Genomic DNA, 16,696 nt, shown 5'->3' with positions numbered 1-16,696 from the left:
CAGCACCGGTCGGGTGGGACGGCGGGGACGGCCACCGGGTCAGGCGGCGGCGATGATCTCGTCGCCGACGACGGTGAGCTGGTCCGCGCCGACCTCGACGGCGGTCAGGTAGTGCCGCAGCCAGGAGCGCAGGCCGTCGGGGGTGCCGGTGGCGAAGGCCCCGGCCGCGCCGACGTACTCGGGTTGCCGTTCCCGGTGGCCCACGTCGACGGCGACCAGGCCGCGCGGGTCGAACCCCCGGGACATCAGCACCAGCCGGGCGGCGGCGCGGGCCACCACCCCGGACGGGCCGGCGAAGGGCCGCAGGTTGAGCAGCTCGCCGTGCACCACGGCGGCGAGGACCAGCGGGGAGACCGTCGTCCCGCCGGCGACCAGCCCGGCCAGCCCGTCGAGCCGGGCGGCCACCACCGGGTCGGCGACCGGACGCCCCAGTTCGTCCTCGGCGACCACGTCCCGGGCGGCGAGCACGTGCAGCCGGGCCAGCGCCTGCCGGGGGGCCTTCGGCCACAGCTCGGTCAACCCGGGCAGCGCCCCGGCCACCCGCAGCGCCCCCTGGAGCACCGGTTCGGTGACGGTGCCGGCGCGGACCGCCTCGCGCTCGTGGTCGTACCCCTCCAGGGCGGCACTGGCCACCGCGCTGCGCAAGCCGACCTCGGCCGCGACCTGGCCGCCGTGGCGGCGCAGCGCGCGGTGCCGCATCGCCTGGTCGACCCGCTCGCGGGCCCGCTCGACGGCGGGGGCGATGTCGGCGAGCGCGAGCAGCGGGGCGAGCGGATCGGTGGTCACCCCGCCACGCTAACGACCGGGTGACTCCGGGGCGGACGCCACCCACCACCGGGACCTCGGGTCCGATCCTGATCAGGGTGGCAGGGGTGGGCCGCCGAGCGCGCCGGGACGCCCGCTGAGCGCGCCGGACGGCACCGGGGGTGTCGCGGTCCCGCGCGGCCCGGACTAACCTCGGCCGGGTAGAGACGCAGGTCACCGACGAAGGAGTCACCGCATGAGCGAGGCCTTGGCCAACCTGCTGAACGAGACGCGCCAGTTCCCGCCGCCGGCCGCACTCGCCGCCCAGGCCAACGTCACCGCCGGCGCGTACGACGAGGCCGGCGCGGACCGGCTCGCCTTCTGGGAGCGGCAGGCCGGCCGGCTGGCCTGGGCCAGGCCGTGGGACGAGGTGCTCGACTGGTCGAACCCCCCGTTCGCGAAGTGGTTCGTCGGTGGCCAGCTCAACGTGGCGTACAACTGCCTGGACCGGCACGTGGAGGCCGGTCGGGGCGACAAGGTGGCGATCCACTGGGAGGGCGAGCCGGGCGACACCCGCACCCTCACCTACGCCGACCTGCACCGGCTGACCTGCCAGGCGGCGAACGCGCTGACCGACCTGGGGGTGGTCGCCGGTGACCGGGTGGCGATCTACCTGCCGATGGTCCCCGAGGCGGCGGTGGCGATGCTGGCCTGCGCCCGGATCGGCGCGACCCACAGCGTGGTCTTCGGCGGCTTCTCCGCCGACGCGTTGAGCAACCGGATCCAGGACGCGAGCGCCAAGGTGGTGATCACCGCCGACGGCGGCTACCGGCGGGGCAAGCCGTCGGCGCTGAAGCCGACCGTGGACGAGGCGGTGGCGAACTGCCCGTCGATCGAGCACGTCCTGGTGGTCCGGCGCACCGGCGAGGAGGTCGCCTGGTCGGCGAAGGACCACTGGTGGCACGAGACCGTCGAGACGGCGTCGGCCGAGCACGTCGCGCAGCCGTTCGACGCCGAGCACCCGCTGTTCATCCTCTACACCAGCGGCACCACCGCCCGCCCGAAGGGCATCCTGCACACCACCGGCGGCTACCTCACCCAGGCCGCGTGGACGACGCACGCGGTGTTCGACCTGAAGCCCGACAGCGACGTCTACTGGTGCACCGCCGACATCGGCTGGGTCACCGGGCACTCCTACATCGTGTACGGGCCGCTGGCCAACGGCGCCACCCAGGTGATGTACGAGGGCACCCCGGACACCCCGCACAAGGGCCGGTTCTGGGAGATCGTCGACAAGTACAAGGTCAGCATCCTCTACACCGCGCCGACGCTGATCCGCACCATGATGAAGTGGGGCGAGGACATCCCGGCGGGCTTCGACCTGTCGTCGCTGCGCCTGCTGGGCAGCGTCGGCGAGCCGATCAACCCGGAGGCGTGGATGTGGTACCGCCAGCACGTCGGCCGGGACGAGCTGCCGATCGTGGACACCTGGTGGCAGACCGAGACCGGCGCGATCATGATCTCCCCGCTGCCGGGGGTGACCGCGGCCAAGCCGGGTTCGGCGATGACCCCGCTGCCCGGCATCGTCGCCGACGTGGTGGACGACCAGGGCCAGTCGGTGCCCAACGGCGGGGGCGGCTACCTGGTGCTGCGTGAGCCGTGGCCGTCGATGCTGCGCACCATCTGGGGCGACGACAACCGGTTCATCGAGACGTACTGGTCCCGGTTCGAGGGCATGTACTTCGCCGGGGACGGCGCCAAGAAGGACGACGACGGGCACATCTGGCTGCTCGGCCGGGTCGACGACGTGATGCTGGTGTCCGGGCACAACATCTCCACCACCGAGGTGGAGTCGGCGCTGGTGTCGCACCCGGCGGTGGCCGAGGCGGCGGTGGTCGGCGCGACCGACCCGACCACCGGGCAGGCGATCGTCGCGTTCGCCATCCCGCGTGGCACCGCCGACACCGCGGGCGAGGCGGGTGAGCAGCTCATCGCCGAGCTGCGCAACCACGTCGCGAAGACGCTCGGCCCGATCGCCAAGCCCCGGCAGATCATGCTGGTGCCGGAGCTGCCGAAGACCCGCTCCGGCAAGATCATGCGCCGGTTGCTGCGGGACGTGGCGGAGAACCGGTCGCTGGGTGACGTGACGACGCTCCAGGACTCCTCGGTGATGGAGCTGATCTCCTCCGGGCTCAGCGGTGGGAAGTCCGACGAGGACTGACGACAGCCGTACCCGACGGTGGGTGCCGGTCCGTGAGGGCCGGCACCCACCGTCTTTTTAGGGGTACGAATCGGTCGGTAGGCCGAGCCGACTCGGGCTGAACGGGCAGAGGCACCGTCGCCCCCTTCCGGGTGAGAACCCTTCTCATTTAGGTTCAGCGATATCGACTGGGCTCGACAGAGGTCTCACCGGCGATCCCTTTCCCATGCCCGAGAAACGGAGTGGCATGAACATTCTCCCGTCCACCAGGGCACGTCGACGGCTCCTCGTCGCGTTGCCCGCCCTCGCTCTCGTCGCCTCGTCACTGACCGTGACCGGCAGTGCGGCGGCCCAACCTGCCGGGCCGGCCACACCGACCCGGATCGGGGCCGACGAGCATTACCTCAACTACGCCGAGCCGGAGGTGCAGCCGGACACCGCGGGTAAGGAGGTCCGGGGCGCCGACGGGATCCGCACCCCGGCGGCGGACGAGGCGCGCGCGTACGACCGCAAGTTCGCCGGCGGCAACCCGCTGGCCGCCCGGGAACTGGCCCGCAACGAGGCGCGGGCGATCCGCACCGGGCAGAGCCCGCGCGCGTTCAAGAAGGCCAAGAGCACCCAGACGGCCAAGCTGCTCACCCTGCTTGTCGAGTTCAACGACCAGGCCAACGACGACTTCACCGGGGTGATGGTCCCCAAGACGGTGTTCGAGGACCGCACCTGCGTGCCCGGCACCGTCCAGAACGGACCGAAGCACAACAACATCCCCAACCCGGCGACCCTGCCGCACGAGGACAACAACTCGATGTGGGTGCCGGACTTCTCGCCGGCCCACTTCGACAAGATGCTCTACACCAAGCAGGGCATCACCGAGCGGGTCCGTAAGGACCTCAAGGGACCGGACGGCAAGAAGGGCATCGACCTGTCCGGCCGCACCATGCACAACATGTACCTGGAGATGTCCAAGGGCGCGTACACGGTGGACGGGCAGGCCAGCCCGTGGATCACCGTGCCGCACTCGGAGGGCTGGTACGCGGCCTCGCGCTGCTTCCAGGACGAGACCGGTGCCTGGGTCGCCGGCCGGCAGCAGGCGATGAACGGCCACCCGGACAACCCGCAGGGCGCGGGGCGGCTCGCCACCGACGCGATCGACGCGCTGGCCGCGGCCGACCCGAACTTCCCGTGGGCCGACTACGACATCGAGGACCAGGGCGACCGGGACGGCGACGGCAACGTCAACGAGCCGGACGGCGTGATCGACCACCTGGTGCTGGTGCACGCCGGTCAGGGCAAGTCCCGGGGCGGCGGCGACCAGGGCGTGTACGCGGTCTGGGCGCACTCCTCGACGGTCGCCGGCGGCTACACCATCCCCGGCACCAACCTGAAGGTGTCCAACTACATCGTGCAGCCGGAGGACGCCGGGGTCGGCGTCTTCGCCCACGAGTTCGGCCACGACCTGGGTCTGCCGGACCTCTACGACACCTCGGGTAACGCCGACTCGGACGTCGACTTCTGGGACCTGATGGCGTCCGGCTCGCACACCGGTGAGATCTTCCAGGCCCTGCCCACCCACATGGGCATCTGGGACAAGTGGGTGCTGGGCTGGGCCGATCCGCTGACCATCGCCCCCGGCACCCGGACCCGGACGGCATCGCTCGGGCAGACCTCGCGGACCCCGGTCGGCACCCAGGACGGCATCAAGATCGACCTGCCGGACAAGGTGGTCACCCTCGCCCAGCCGCACAGCGGCACCGGCATGTGGTACAGCGGGGCCGACCAGGCATGGGCGGACGTCAAGCTCAGCCGGCAGGTGGCCGTCCCGGCCGCCGGTGACGCGAAGTTCTGGATGTGGAACAACTACGTCATCGAGGAGGACTGGGACTTCGGCTTCGTGGAGGTCTCGACCGACGGCGGGGCCACCTGGGCCGAGCAGAAGGTCTACGACGAGGCCGGCGCGCTGGTCTCCACGAACGACGGTTACGCCGACCCGAACGGCCGCATGGTCGACTTCGGCAACAAGAAGTACGGCCTGACCGGCAGCACCGACGGCTGGCGGCACGACTGGATCGACCTGTCGGCGTACGCCGGAACGACCGTGCAGGTGCGGCTGCGGTACGCCACCGACGAGGCGTTCCAGGAGCGGGGCTGGTTCGCCGACGACATCTCGGTCACCGGCGGCGGGGCCACCACGTTCAGCGACAACGTGGAGAGCGGCACGAACGGCTGGACGCAGACCGTCGGCACCTTCACCGACACCACGGGCGCGGGCTGGCACATCGACCCGGGCACCCAGGTCAAGGCGCAGTACTACCTGGCCGAGTGGCGCAACTTCGACGGCTTCGACATGGGCCTGAAGTACGCCTACGACACCATCTACTCGCACGAGGCGTGGAAGGTGGACCGGATCTCGTACAACGCGCCGGGCATGCTGGTCTGGTACCGGGACACGATGCTGGGCGACGTCAACCACGTCACCGGGCAGATGACCGCGCTGCCCAGCTACGGGGCCAAGGGCGGGCTGCTGATCGTGGACTCGCACTACGACCCGCTGCGGCGTACCGGTGAGGCGGCGGCGAAGGACCCGTCGGTGCTGGACAACCTGCCGAGCCGGCCCCAGTCGGCGAACGCGGCGTTCTCGCTGAACCCGACGTACCCGTTCACCGAGTGCCTGGAGGCGGCGGACGAGCCGTACAGCGCGTACTGCACCAAGTTCCCGCGGCAGCGCCCGGTGTCGGGCTTCAACGACGCCAAGGGCTGGTACCCGGGCATCGAGATCCGCGACGGCTCGCCGTACGCCCGGGACAACGACGCCTCGGTGGTCGTCCCGTCGCGGGGCAACAAGCCGTACACCACCCGGGTGGTGAACCCGGACGGCACGCCGGCCACCGAGTTCTACGGCGTGACGCTGGGCGGTGGGGCGATCGTGCTCGGCACCGGCAACCCGTCGGACTCGAAGGTCCGCAACGGGGTCTCCATCAAGATCGAGTCGGCCGCGCCGGACAACTCGTACGCGGTCGTCCGGATCACTCCGGCGAAGTACTGAAGTCACGCGTCGGGTACGCCCGGCGATGCGGTGGTAAGGGTCAGTAACTGACTGATTCGGTGAACGGTGGGCCGTCGGCGGACAAGCCGGCGGCCCACTGTTTCCCGCATCCCGGCAACGGAATCGAAATACATCACTACGATTCTCCACCGGGCCGTCCGCGCTGCTCATGACCGTTGGTGAACACCCGGTGTGTGACGGTGAAAAGCGTTCCCATCAAAATCTTGCAACAAATCGACGCGGACATCTTCCCACCCGTCCCAGCAGTGTCTATGTTCACCATGGGTCCCACTAGTGGGACGTCCATGCCGGCCCGTACCCCCGTTGGGCCGGTTCCCTCACACCGGAGGTACCACGTGCGCAAAGTCGCAGTGGGTCTGCTCGGGCTCTCGCTGACGGCGACAGGTCTGGTGACGGGTACGTCCGCCAGCGCCGCGCCGACGCCGAAGCTCCCGACGGCGGCCCCGTCGGTCGCGGAGCCCGCTAACGCGGACCACGATCTGCCCAACCCGCTCGAAACCAAGCGGCGGGCGCTGCGTCAGGAGGGCCTCAGCGAGGTCCTCTCCGGCAAGGCCAAGGCGCAGAAGATCAACGGCAGCACGGTCGTCAAGGTCGGCAAGACCCAGGCTGCGGGCAAGAACGCCCGGACGACGGCCTCGGGCGTCGCCCAGACGCAGGACCAGTACGTCGAGCTGGGCCGCGAGCGGACCGACAAGATCTTCGTCATCCTCGCGGAGTTCGGCAACGAGCGGCACCCGAGCTACCCGGACCAGGACACGGCCCCGGCCGTCCCCGGCCCGACCCGGTTCGACGGGCCGCTGCACAACGAGATCCCGGCCCCCAACCGGGCGGTGGACAACTCCACCGTCTGGCAGGCCGACTACAACGCCGACCACTTCCGGAAGCTGTACTTCGGCACCGGGCAGGGTGACGAGTCGCTGAAGCAGTACTACGAGGCCCAGTCCTCGGGTCGCTACAGCGTCGAGGGCGAGGTCACCGACTGGGTCAAGGTGAAGTACAACGAGGCCCGGTACGGCCGTTCCAACGGCTACCCCTGCGCCTCGAACGTCTGCAACAACACCTGGGCCCTGGTCCGGGACGCCGCCAACCAGTGGGTCGCCGACCAGAAGGCCGCCGGCCGCACCGACGCCCAGATCGCCGCCGACGTCAAGTCGATGGACGAGTGGGACCGGTACGACTTCGACGGCGACGGCAACTTCAACGAGCCGGACGGCTACATCGACCACTTCCAGATCGTCCACTCCGGCGGCGACCAGGCCGACGGCGACCCGATCCAGGGTGAGGACGCCATCTGGAGCCACCGGTGGTACGCCTTCGCCAGCGACCAGGGCAACACCGGCCCGGCGAACTTCCCGGCCGGCGGCACCCAGATCGGCAACACCGGCGTCTGGATCGGCGACTACACGATCCAGCCGGAGAACGGTGGCCGGAGCGTCTTCTACCACGAGTACGGTCACGACCTCGGTCTGCCGGACGACTACAACGTCATCAACAGCGGTGACAACAACAACGAGCACTGGACCCTGATGGCCCAGAGCCGGCTCGGTGCCAAGAACGACCAGGGCATCGGCGACCGGGGCGGCGACCTCGGCGCGTGGAACAAGCTCCAGCTCGGCTGGCTCGACTACGAGGTCGTGGTGGCCGGCCAGCAGAAGACCCTCAACCTGGGCCCGCAGGAGTACAACTCCGACAAGGCGCAGGGTGCCGTGGTCGTGCTGCCGCAGCGGGAGTACAGCTTCCAGAACGGCAAGCCGTTCGAGGGGACGAAGCAGTTCTTCTCCGGCAACGACGACGACCTGAACACCACGATGACGCGGACGATCGACCTCACCGGGAAGACCAGCGCCGCGCTCACCATGAAGGGTCGTTACTCGATCGAGGCGGACTACGACTACCTCTTCTTCGAGGCCAGCACCGACGGCGGCCAGACCTGGGCCACCCTGCCGGGTACCGCCAACGGCAAGGCCCTCAAGGAGATCTCCCCCGGGCGCTTCGCCCTGGACGGCTCCAGCAACGGCCAGTGGGTCGACGTCAACATCCCGATGAACGCGGCCGCCGGCAAGGTGGTGCAGTTCCGGCTGCGCTACCAGACCGACGGTGGCGTCTCCGAGGGCGGCTTCTACGGTGACGCGATCACCATCACCGCCGACGGGCAGACCGTGCTCACCGACGGTGCGGAGGCCGGTGCCGCCGGTTGGACCCTCAACGGGTTCAGCGTGGTTGCCGAGACCTACATCCGCAAGTTCGACAACTACTACATCGCCGGCAACCGGTCGTACGTGTCGTACGACCAGTACCTCAAGACCGGCCCGTACTACTTCGGTTACGCGAACAGCCGCCCGGACTACGTGGACCACTACGCGTACCAGGAGGGTCTGCTGATCTCCTACTGGAACCTCCGGTGGGCCGACAACGACACCTTCGACCACCCGGGCGAGGGTCGGAACATGATCATCGACGCGCACCCGGAGCCGCTGTACAACCTGACCGGCGCCCCGTGGCGGGCCCGCGTCCAGGTGTACGACGCGCCGTTCAGCCTGAAGAAGGCGGACTCGTTCACGCTGCACATCAACAGCGTGCCGCAGTACGTCCGCGGCCAGGCCGCGCAGCCGCTGTTCGACGACACCAAGCAGTACTGGTACCCGGAGCTGCCGAACCACGGCGTCAAGCTCCCGGCCACCGGCACCAAGATCAAGGTTGTGGAGCAGAACGGCACCTCGCTGAAGGTCCGCTTCTCCTGATCCGCTGATCAGCCGCACCACCTGCTGTAACCCGATGCCCGGGCAGGACTCCTGCCCGGGCATCGGCCCGTCCGGGCTGGCCGGATGCCGCTGCACCGCTGCCGTGGCAGGCTGGCTCTGCGCGTACCCGTGGCGGGTGCGCCGGGAACGGAGGCGACCGTGACCGACGACCGGACCCCGACCACCGATCCGCCGGCCGGCACCCGCGCACCGGCCCCGCCCGCCGATGCACCGGCCCCGCCCCCCGGCGCACCGACCACGCCCGGCGGCTCACCAACCATGCCCGCCGGCGCAGCGGCCCCGGCCGCCGGACGACCGGCACCGCTCTCCGCCGCACCGCCGCCCGCCCCGCGCCGGCCCGCCGCACCCCCACGGCACCCCACCGACCGACGCCGGCCGGACCGGCTCGCCGGCCGGATCACCCGGGGCGGCGACGGCCCCTGCTACGGCCTGGTCACCGACGACGGCCACGAGTACGCGCTGCACGGTCCCGGCCTGGGCACCGTCACCGCCGGCAGCACCGTCGTGGTCACCGTCGACCCGGCCGCGCCACCGGCCGCCTGCGGCCCCGGCACCCCGGTCGGCGTCGTCCGGATCAGCGTCGTCCGCTGAGTCCGCTCAGCCCGCCGGACTCCGGTCCGACCCCGGGTACGACCGCCCGGCCGGGTCGGCTGGGCGATCGACAGGCGCCGAGGTCCTAGGCTGTGCCCATGACCGAGCAGCGTGGCGGGCCCACCGACGAGTCCTGCGTCCTCACCGAGGGGCCGTGGACGCACCGGTTCGTCGGCGCGAACGGCAGCCGGTTCCACGTCGTCGAGGCGGGCACCGGGCCGATGGTGCTCTTCCTGCACGGCTTCCCCGAACACTGGTGGGCCTGGCACGCGATGCTCCCCGCCATCGCCGACGCCGGCTTCCGGGCCGTCGCGGTGGACCTGCGCGGTTACGGTGCCAGCGACAAACCACCCCGGGGGTACGACGGGTACACCCTCGCCGCCGACGTCGCCGGCCTGATCCGCGCCCTCGGGGAACGGTCGGCCACCGTGGTCGGCGCCGGCTCGGGCGGGCTGATCGGCTGGACAGCCGCCTCGTTCCATCCCACCCTGGTCCGCCGGCTGGTGGTGCTCGGCGCGCCCCATCCACTGCGGTTGCGCGCGGCCATCTTCGCCGACCCGCGCGGGCAGTTCGCCGCCTCCACCCCGGCGCTGAAGTTCCAGCTCCCCCGGTACGAGCACGTGCTCACCCGCAACGACGCCGCCGAGGTGCAGCAGATGCTGAGCCGCTGGGGCGGCCCCCGCTGGGTGGACGGCCCCGACTTCGCTGGGTACGCGTCTCGCTGCCGGGAGGCGATGCTGATCCCGCAGGCCGCCTTCTGCGCGCTGGAGGGCTACCGGTGGGCCTTCCGCTCGGTGCTGCGGCTGCACGGCTACCGGTTCGTCCGGCTGATGCAGAAGCCCCTGGTCACCCCCACCCTCCAGCTGCATGGGGCGGTCGACGTCGCGTCCCTGCCGCGCACCGCTCAGGGCTCCGGCCGGTACGTCAGCGCCCCCTACGAGTGGCGGCTGCTCGACGGGGTGGGCCACTTTCCCCACGTGGAAGCCGGCGACGTGGTGCTCGGCGAGATCCTGCGCTGGACCAAGTCCTGACCCGAGCGGCCCGGTCGACGGTCCCCTGTCGACGGTCCCGGACGGGCCGGGGCCGGGCCTCCGGGGCGGACTTGCCGGCCAGGGTCGGGGCGGCGGTCAGACGCGCTGTTCGCGCAGGTCGGCAACCTCGCCGGCCGGTGCCCAGCCCTGGTAGACGCCGAAGTCGAAGACCTCCAGCCCCATCGCCTGCGCCACCGGCCAGCGACCGCCCGTGTACTCGACCCGCAGCCACCCGTCGTGCTCGCCGAGCACGATGAACGGCTGCCCCTGCCAGGTGCAGGTGGTCCGCACGTACGCCAGGTCCTCGACCTCGCCGGCCGGCACCACCCGCACGTACCGGCCGGGGCGTACCTCCTCGAAACCGTCGGCGGGTTCCGGCTGGTAGATCCGCACGTGCTCGCCGTCCGGACTGACCTGGTACTCCCGTCCCTGCCAGCGGGCCACGTAACCGTCACGCATCACGGCTCGCCCACCCGTCGCCAGACCAGCGCGTCGGTGTCCAGGATGGCGATCACCCGTTCGGTGCCCTCCGTGCCGATCCGCCAGAGCTGTGCGCCGTGCGGCAACCGGGCGCTGTCCACCTTGAACTCGGCCACCACGTCGCTGCTCTCCCCGGGGGCGAACCCGTTACCCCGGAACGGCGCGCGCTCGATCACCCAGCCCTCCATGGCCCGCATCGCCGCCTCGTTCTGCCCGCCGTACGGGATGCGGTAGAGACTCGGCCGGTACGCGGGCCAGCGCAGCACGTAGGTGGCCTCGGCGTCGCGGGCGAAGGGCGAATCGGGGTAGCCCAGCCCCAGGGCGTCGTGCAGCTCCGCAGGGGTGGTCAGGTGGGCCAGTTCGCCGGCCCGGTGCACGAACCCGGAGACCCGGTCGTAGCCGCGTTCCAGGTAGTAGGCGAGTTGGCTCGGGGCGACCGCCTTCTGCATCACCACCGGACGGGACGGGTCGGTGACGGGCGGGGCGTACCGGGTGCGTTCGGCGGGTGCCTCGGCGGCGGCCACCGGCTCCACGTCCGCCTCGTCGCCGAGCCCGACCTCGGCCGCCCAGCTGGCCAGGGCCACGATCTGCTCACCGGGGAGCTTGGCCCCGACCGGGGTGCCCGGATTGACGGCGAACGCCCAGCTCGGGTTCGGCCACCGCCGGATCAGCTGCACGAAGCGCACCTCGATCGTGTCGACCGGTGGCACGTCGTGCTCGGCCAGCCGCTCCGGTGAGGTGTAGACCACCACGTACGTCTCACCGTCGGTCGTCCCGGTACGCCACTGGAAACCGGGCTCGCCGGGGCGGCTGCCGGCCACCGAGTCGGGGTTGACCGGAAGCAGCACCCGGGCCAGCAGCAGGGTGGAGAGGAAGCCGTCGGTGCTGCCCGCACCGACCGCGTCCAACAGGTTCTCCTCGACCTCGTTGGCCGGCAGGAACGGCTCGTCGGCGGTCGTCGGGGTGTCCGCACCGGCGGACGTCGACGGGGCCCCGGGCGGCGTGCTGCCGGTCGCGGCCGGATCGGCGGCCGGACCCGGTGCCGCCGGGGAGGTCGGCGCGGCGGTGGTCGGCACGACCGGGGAGGTCGGCGCGGCGGTGGTCGGTGCCGCCGGAGAGGTCGGCGCGGCGGTGGTCGGTGCCGCCGGGGAGGTCGGCGCGGCCCGTTCGGCGGCGGGGGTCCACAGGTCGACCGGGGTGGAACGCGGGTCGGCGCCGTCCGCGTCCGGAGCGGCGGCCGTCGGGGCGGTTCCGGCGGCGGGTCGGGCCGGCGCACCGTTGGTGACGCCACCTGCGGCGTCCCCCGTCGGGGCGGGGGCGACGGACCCCGCCGCCGGGCTCCCGGCGGGCGCGCCGCCCGCCGCCACGTCGTCGGCCGTCGGAGCGGCCCACGCCTGCCCCGCAGCCGGCCCGGTGACCGGTGCCGCCGGTGCGGATGCGGACGGTGCCGGGGTGGGCGGTGCCGCCGATGCGGAAGGTGCCGGTGCCGGCGTGGACGAAAGGACGGTCGGAGCGCTGACCGGCGGGGTCGCCGCCACCGGTGGGGCTGCCGCGTCCGGTGGGGCCGCCGCCACCTCCGCTCGGGCCTTCGCGGCGGCCCGCTCGGCGGACGGGGTCCACAGGTCACCCGGAGCAGGGCGGGACCGGGCGACCGGTGGCGGGCCGGCGGGCGACGGCGGGGGAACCGGCCCGGGTGCGGACGGACGGCCGGGAGCGCCGAACGGCCCGGCCGTTCCGTTCAGGTTGACCGTGTCCTCGGCACCCGGACCCCCGGCCGGCGGCGCTGCGGGCGCGGGTGCCGACGTCGGCACCTGCGGCGGCGCGGGAGCGGCCGGGGGCACGAACGGCGCGGCGGCCGGCCGGGGGACGACCGGCGGCACGGAGGCCGCCGGGGGGACGAACGGCGGTCCCTGGGCGGCGGACGGGGCCGGCGCGGGGGCGACCGGGAGGTCGCGGGACTCCAGGATCACACCCTCTATCACGATGGGCATGAACCCCCGGCGGGACACCGGCGGCGCGGAGACCGGCTCGGCGACGGAGGGCGGCAGCTCCTCCGCCTCGCCCCGGGCGGGACCGGCCGGAGCGGTCGGCCCGGCCGGGCCGGTCGGAGCAGCCGGGCCGGTCGGAGCAGCCGGACCGGCAGGTGGGGCGGCGAACGGGTCGACCGGTGGGTGTGGCTGGCGCACCCCGGAGGAGGGCCCGTCCGGGGTGGGCTGCCGGCGGGGCAACGCCTGGTTGGCCTCCGCCGCCGGTGGTGGTGGCGTACGGAAGGCGCGGGTCGCCTCCTCCTCCGCCGCCGGGCCGACGTGGAAGGCCCGGGTGGGCTCGCCACCGGGCGGGTCCACCCGGAAGGCCCGGGTCGGCTCCTCGGCCAGCGGGTCCGGGAAGCGGCCGGCCGGGGGCACCCCGTTGCCGGGACCGGACCGGGCCGGCGGATCGGTCACCCGGAACGCGCGGGCGGCTTCGTCCTCGCCCGGTTGGGTGGGTGCGGGGCGACGTCGGGGAAAGGGTTGACCGCCCATCCCGGGCCGGGTCGGTGGGGCCGCCCGCTCACCCGAGCGCAACGGATTGTCCCGGGGTGACCGGGTGGCACCACGGGCGCTGGACGGCTCGAAGAACGAGGTGCGCCCGTTGGCCGGGCCGGCGGGCTCCTCGCCCAGCAACCGGCGGCGGGGAACCGCCGGCCAGCCGGCGTTGGTCGTCCCCGGCACGGCGGGGGGATCGGGGAAGGCGGGTCGGCCCTGCTCGGGCGGACCGGCGGTGGTGGTGCGCGGGCCACCACCGGGCGGGCCACCACCGGGTGGGGCGACCGGACGCCCCCGCTCGTCGGTCAGCGACGCGCCCGTCGCCGGGCGGATGCCACCCCCGGCGGGTGGCGCGGCGGCGGACGACGCCGGCCGGGGTTGGGCCCGGCCGGCGGAGAGGTCGGCGGTCGGCTCGACGTCGGCCGGCCTACCGGGCGTGGTCCGCACCGGCGTCTGGTCGACCTCCCCCCGGGGGCGCGCCCCCGGGGCGCGACCGGGCAGCCGGACGTCACCCCGGGAGAGCTGCGAGACGAACCAGGCGGGCAGGTAGCCCTCGATCGGCAGCCCGGGGTTCACCGCCAGCCACCACTCGTGGTTGGGCCACTCGGCGGCCAGGTCGGCGTAGCGGCTGCGCCGGTAGGGGCCGGCGGAGGACCCGAGACAGGCGTACATCGCGGCGGCCGAGGTGAAGGCCAGCACGTGGGTGCGGCCACCGGTGGTCCAGGTGCCCCAGCCCATCGGCGTCGCACCGGCGAGGGCCTGACCGGAGACCGGGAGGAAAAGCTCCGAATCGGCCAGAATCCGGAAGTAGAACTCCTGGTCACCGGCGTGCAGCGCGTCCCGCATCGCCGTCTCGGCCTCGGTAGCCGGCTCCCAGTCGGTCACGGCCACCTCTCCTCCCGGATCAGGCCACAGGCGTCGCGTACAACCTACAAGGTGAAAACAAGATCACGATAAGTCGGTCACCGGCCGGGCGGCCTGGTAGCGGACCGGGCGCTAACATCCCGTTGCGGAGTCGACACGATACGGAGGCGGTCGATGTCCCGATCCGGCAGCCGACGACCGTTCGTCACCCTGGCAGCAGCCCTGCTCGCCGTACCACCGGCGGCCGTCGTGGCGTCGGTCACCCCGGCCCGCGCCGCCCCCGGCTGCGCCACGTCGCCCGCGCCGGCCCGTCCGGTCGCCGCCGCCCCGTGGCCCCAGCGACGGTACGCCCCGCAGCGGCTCACCCCGCTGGCCACCGGTTCCGGCGTCACCGTGGCGGTGGTCGACTCGGGCGTCGACAGACGGCACCCCCAACTGCGGGGGCGGGTCCTCGACGGCGCGGACTTCCTCGACCCGGGCGGTGACGGCACCCGGGACTGCGCCGGTCACGGTACCGGGGTGGCCAGCATCATCGCCGCCGGGGAGGGCTCCGGGGTGGCCTTCCGGGGGCTCGCACCCGACGCCCGCATCCTGCCGGTACGGGTGAGCGAGCAGCAGGTCGTCGAGGGGCGGGAGTCGGGGCGTACGGTCAGCGCCGCCGGTTTCGCCCAGGCGGTGCGGTGGGCGGTGGACCACGACGCCGACGTGCTCAACCTCTCCGTCGTCCTGTACGCCGACAATCCCGCCGTACGCGAGGCGATCGACTACGCGCTGCGGCGGGACGTGGTGGTGGTGGCCGCCGCCGGCAACCTGCACGACGGCGGGGACCCGCTGCCCTATCCGGCGGCGTACGACGGGGTGCTCGGCGTCGGCGCGGTCACCCCGGACGGTGTGCGCGCCTCGTTCTCCCAGGTCGGCCCGTACGTCGATCTGGTCGCGCCGGGCGGCGACGTGCTGATGGCCGCGCCGGGGCAGGGTCACCGGCGGGCCGAGGGCACCAGTTACGCCGCCCCGTTCGTGGCGGGCACCGCCGCCCTGCTGCGGCAGTACCGGCCGGACCTGAGCGCCGCCGAGGTGACCCGCCGGATCGTCGGCACCACCGATCCGGCACCGGGTGGCCGGGAGGGCGGTTACGGTGCCGGCGTGCTCAACCCGTACCGGGCGGTGGTGGAGACCGGTGGTGCTCCCCGGCCGGTCGCCCGCCCGACGACGGTCCTGCCGGTGCCGCAGGCCGACCCGGCGTCGCTGGCGCGGGGGCAGCGGCGGGCGGCGGCCCGGCAGCGGGCGTTGCTGGTCGCCACGGCTGTCGGCGGGACGGTGGTGGTGGCGGTGCTGCTGGCCGTGGTGCTTCCCCGGGGCGTCCGCCGTCGCTGGCACCCGGCCGGCCCGGCCTGACGGTGACGCCCGACCGTCGGCCGGCCGGGCGTCACCGCCGGGGAACCGCCGGCAGCGTCACCCTCGCGGAGCCGCCAGGGCCGCCGGAGCCACCAGGGCCACCGGAGCCACCGGAGCCGCCAGGGCCGCCGGAGATCCGCCGGACGGCCCGTTCACTGGAACAGGCCGGTGTTGCGCTTCTCCGTGTCGAGGTAGTCGGCGGCGGAGTCGTCCACGGCGAGCTTGATGTCCCGCAGCATCGCCTGGAGATCCTGCGATGCGGAGCGCCACCGCGCCTGCCGCTGCTCGTACGCCCGGCGGGCCTCGCCGTCCCAGCCGGCGACCAGCGGGGCGGCGTCCCGTTCGAGCTGGCCGAGCTGCGCGTCGAGGGTGTTCAGTGCCTTCTGGATGTCCGCGCCCGCCTGGTGCAGCGCGGCGAAGTTGACGACCAGCACACCGTGGTCCATCGGATCGTTCCTCCCCGGGGTTCTGGTTAGAGCGGCAGTTGGATGCCGCGACTGGTGCCGGCGACCCGGCCGGCGGCCTCGGTGTCCGAGGCGTCGTACTGGCGGCCGGCGGTGCGGATGGCCGTCGCGGTCTCCCGCAGCGCCCGTTGCAGCGCGGCCTGGTCCCGCCCCCACTGCTGTTTGACCTGCTCGAAGGAGCGCCCACCGGCACCCCGCCAGGCCTGCTGCAACACTTCCAGCTCGGCCATCAGGCCGGTCAGCATGGCCTGCAACGACTGGTCCACCTGCTCGAACCTGGTGGCGGTGTGGTGCATCACCGCCGCTTCTGCCTGGGTCTGGGACACCCGGACGTCACCTCGTCTCCCCGGTCGGGGCCGACCGCCGGCCGTCCACCACGGACGCGCCGTCCGTCGGTATGGGACCGGACGGACCTGGTCGGCGAATCAGTCGCTGACGGTAGTCGTACCGTCGCCGTTGTGCTACCCCGCCCACCTCCCCTGTGGACAACCCATCCGACGCCGGGCGGACGGGACCCCCACCGGGTCAGCCGACCACTACGATGGGTCACGCTCCCGTCGCGTTCCGGTCTCGGCC

The 16,696-nt window shown here is 73.0% G+C and carries 11 protein-coding genes; 6 read left to right on the top strand and 5 right to left on the bottom strand.

The genetic code is table 11. The features are described 5' to 3' along the window. Positions 1–39: 39 nt before the first annotated feature. Complete coding sequence (locus ACN261_RS11205; protein WP_421485122.1) at positions 40–786, bottom strand: oxidoreductase; 747 nt, start codon at positions 784–786, stop codon at positions 40–42. 214 nt (positions 787–1,000) lie between these two features. Between ACN261_RS11205 and acs the strand changes: the two genes are divergently transcribed. The 5 genes from acs (at position 1,001) to ACN261_RS11180 (ending at position 10,392) form a co-directional block, all read left to right on the top strand. Next, the gene (gene acs / locus ACN261_RS11200; RefSeq protein ID WP_421485121.1) at positions 1,001–2,965 is read left to right on the top strand and encodes an acetate--CoA ligase; all 1,965 of its coding nucleotides are present in this window, start codon (positions 1,001–1,003) and stop codon (positions 2,963–2,965) included. 226 nt (positions 2,966–3,191) lie between these two features. After that, complete coding sequence (locus tag ACN261_RS11195; RefSeq protein ID WP_425849887.1) at positions 3,192–5,987, top strand: immune inhibitor A domain-containing protein; 2,796 nt, start codon at positions 3,192–3,194, stop codon at positions 5,985–5,987. Between the two features lie 371 nt (positions 5,988–6,358). Beyond that, on the top strand, positions 6,359–8,749 hold the full coding sequence (locus ACN261_RS11190) for an immune inhibitor A domain-containing protein (protein WP_421486979.1): 2,391 nt from the start codon (positions 6,359–6,361) through the stop codon (positions 8,747–8,749). 159 nt (positions 8,750–8,908) lie between these two features. Next, positions 8,909–9,361: a hypothetical protein gene (locus ACN261_RS11185; RefSeq protein ID WP_425849885.1), complete on the top strand. Its 453-nt coding sequence runs from the start codon at positions 8,909–8,911 to the stop codon at positions 9,359–9,361. Positions 9,362–9,459: 98 nt separating this feature from the next. Then, entirely contained in the window at positions 9,460–10,392 is a 933-nt protein-coding gene (locus tag ACN261_RS11180; RefSeq protein ID WP_421485118.1) for an alpha/beta fold hydrolase, read from the top strand. 96 nt (positions 10,393–10,488) lie between these two features. Here the strand turns inward: ACN261_RS11180 and ACN261_RS11175 are convergent, their stop codons facing one another. After that, positions 10,489–10,854: a hypothetical protein gene (locus tag ACN261_RS11175; protein ID WP_421485117.1), complete on the bottom strand. Its 366-nt coding sequence runs from the start codon at positions 10,852–10,854 to the stop codon at positions 10,489–10,491. Then, positions 10,851–14,282 carry an SseB family protein gene (locus tag ACN261_RS11170; RefSeq protein WP_425849882.1) on the bottom strand — a complete coding sequence of 1,144 codons (3,432 nt, stop codon included), beginning with the start codon at positions 14,280–14,282 and terminating at the stop codon, positions 10,851–10,853. Before ACN261_RS11170 ends, ACN261_RS11175 begins: the two co-directional genes overlap by 4 nt. A gap of 153 nt (positions 14,283–14,435) precedes the next feature. On the opposite strand from ACN261_RS11170, the gene mycP reads away from it, so the two are divergent. Further along, positions 14,436–15,656 carry a type VII secretion-associated serine protease mycosin gene (gene mycP, locus ACN261_RS11165; RefSeq protein WP_421485115.1) on the top strand — a complete coding sequence of 407 codons (1,221 nt, stop codon included), beginning with the start codon at positions 14,436–14,438 and terminating at the stop codon, positions 15,654–15,656. A 152-nt stretch (positions 15,657–15,808) separates the two neighbouring features. On the opposite strand, the gene ACN261_RS11160 is transcribed toward mycP, so the two are convergent. Both ACN261_RS11160 and ACN261_RS11155 read right to left on the bottom strand, forming a co-directional pair. Beyond that, entirely contained in the window at positions 15,809–16,102 is a 294-nt protein-coding gene (locus tag ACN261_RS11160) for a WXG100 family type VII secretion target (protein WP_088646135.1), read from the bottom strand. A gap of 26 nt (positions 16,103–16,128) precedes the next feature. Further along, positions 16,129–16,446, bottom strand: a complete 318-nt coding sequence (locus ACN261_RS11155; RefSeq protein ID WP_421485114.1) for a WXG100 family type VII secretion target — start codon at positions 16,444–16,446, stop codon at positions 16,129–16,131. Positions 16,447–16,696 lie beyond the last annotated feature (250 nt).

The organism is Micromonospora sp. WMMD723, from assembly GCF_049863385.1.
GTDB lineage: Bacteria > Actinomycetota > Actinomycetes > Mycobacteriales > Micromonosporaceae > Micromonospora > Micromonospora wenchangensis.
Note: the sequence above shows the minus strand (reverse complement) of the source record. Positions and strands in the feature narration are given on the sequence as shown.

What these genes read in the sequence shown, in the direction of transcription:
- mycP (WP_421485115.1), top strand. Translation starts at nt 14,436, where the DNA reads ATGTCCCGATCCGGCAGCCGACGACCGTTCGTCACCCTGGCAGCAGCC.
- ACN261_RS11160 (WP_088646135.1), bottom strand. Translation starts at nt 16,102, where the DNA reads ATGGACCACGGTGTGCTGGTCGTCAACTTCGCCGCGCTGCACCAGGCG.
- acs (WP_421485121.1), top strand. Translation starts at nt 1,001, where the DNA reads ATGAGCGAGGCCTTGGCCAACCTGCTGAACGAGACGCGCCAGTTCCCG.
- ACN261_RS11180 (WP_421485118.1), top strand. Translation starts at nt 9,460, where the DNA reads ATGACCGAGCAGCGTGGCGGGCCCACCGACGAGTCCTGCGTCCTCACC.
- ACN261_RS11195 (WP_425849887.1), top strand. Translation starts at nt 3,192, where the DNA reads ATGAACATTCTCCCGTCCACCAGGGCACGTCGACGGCTCCTCGTCGCG.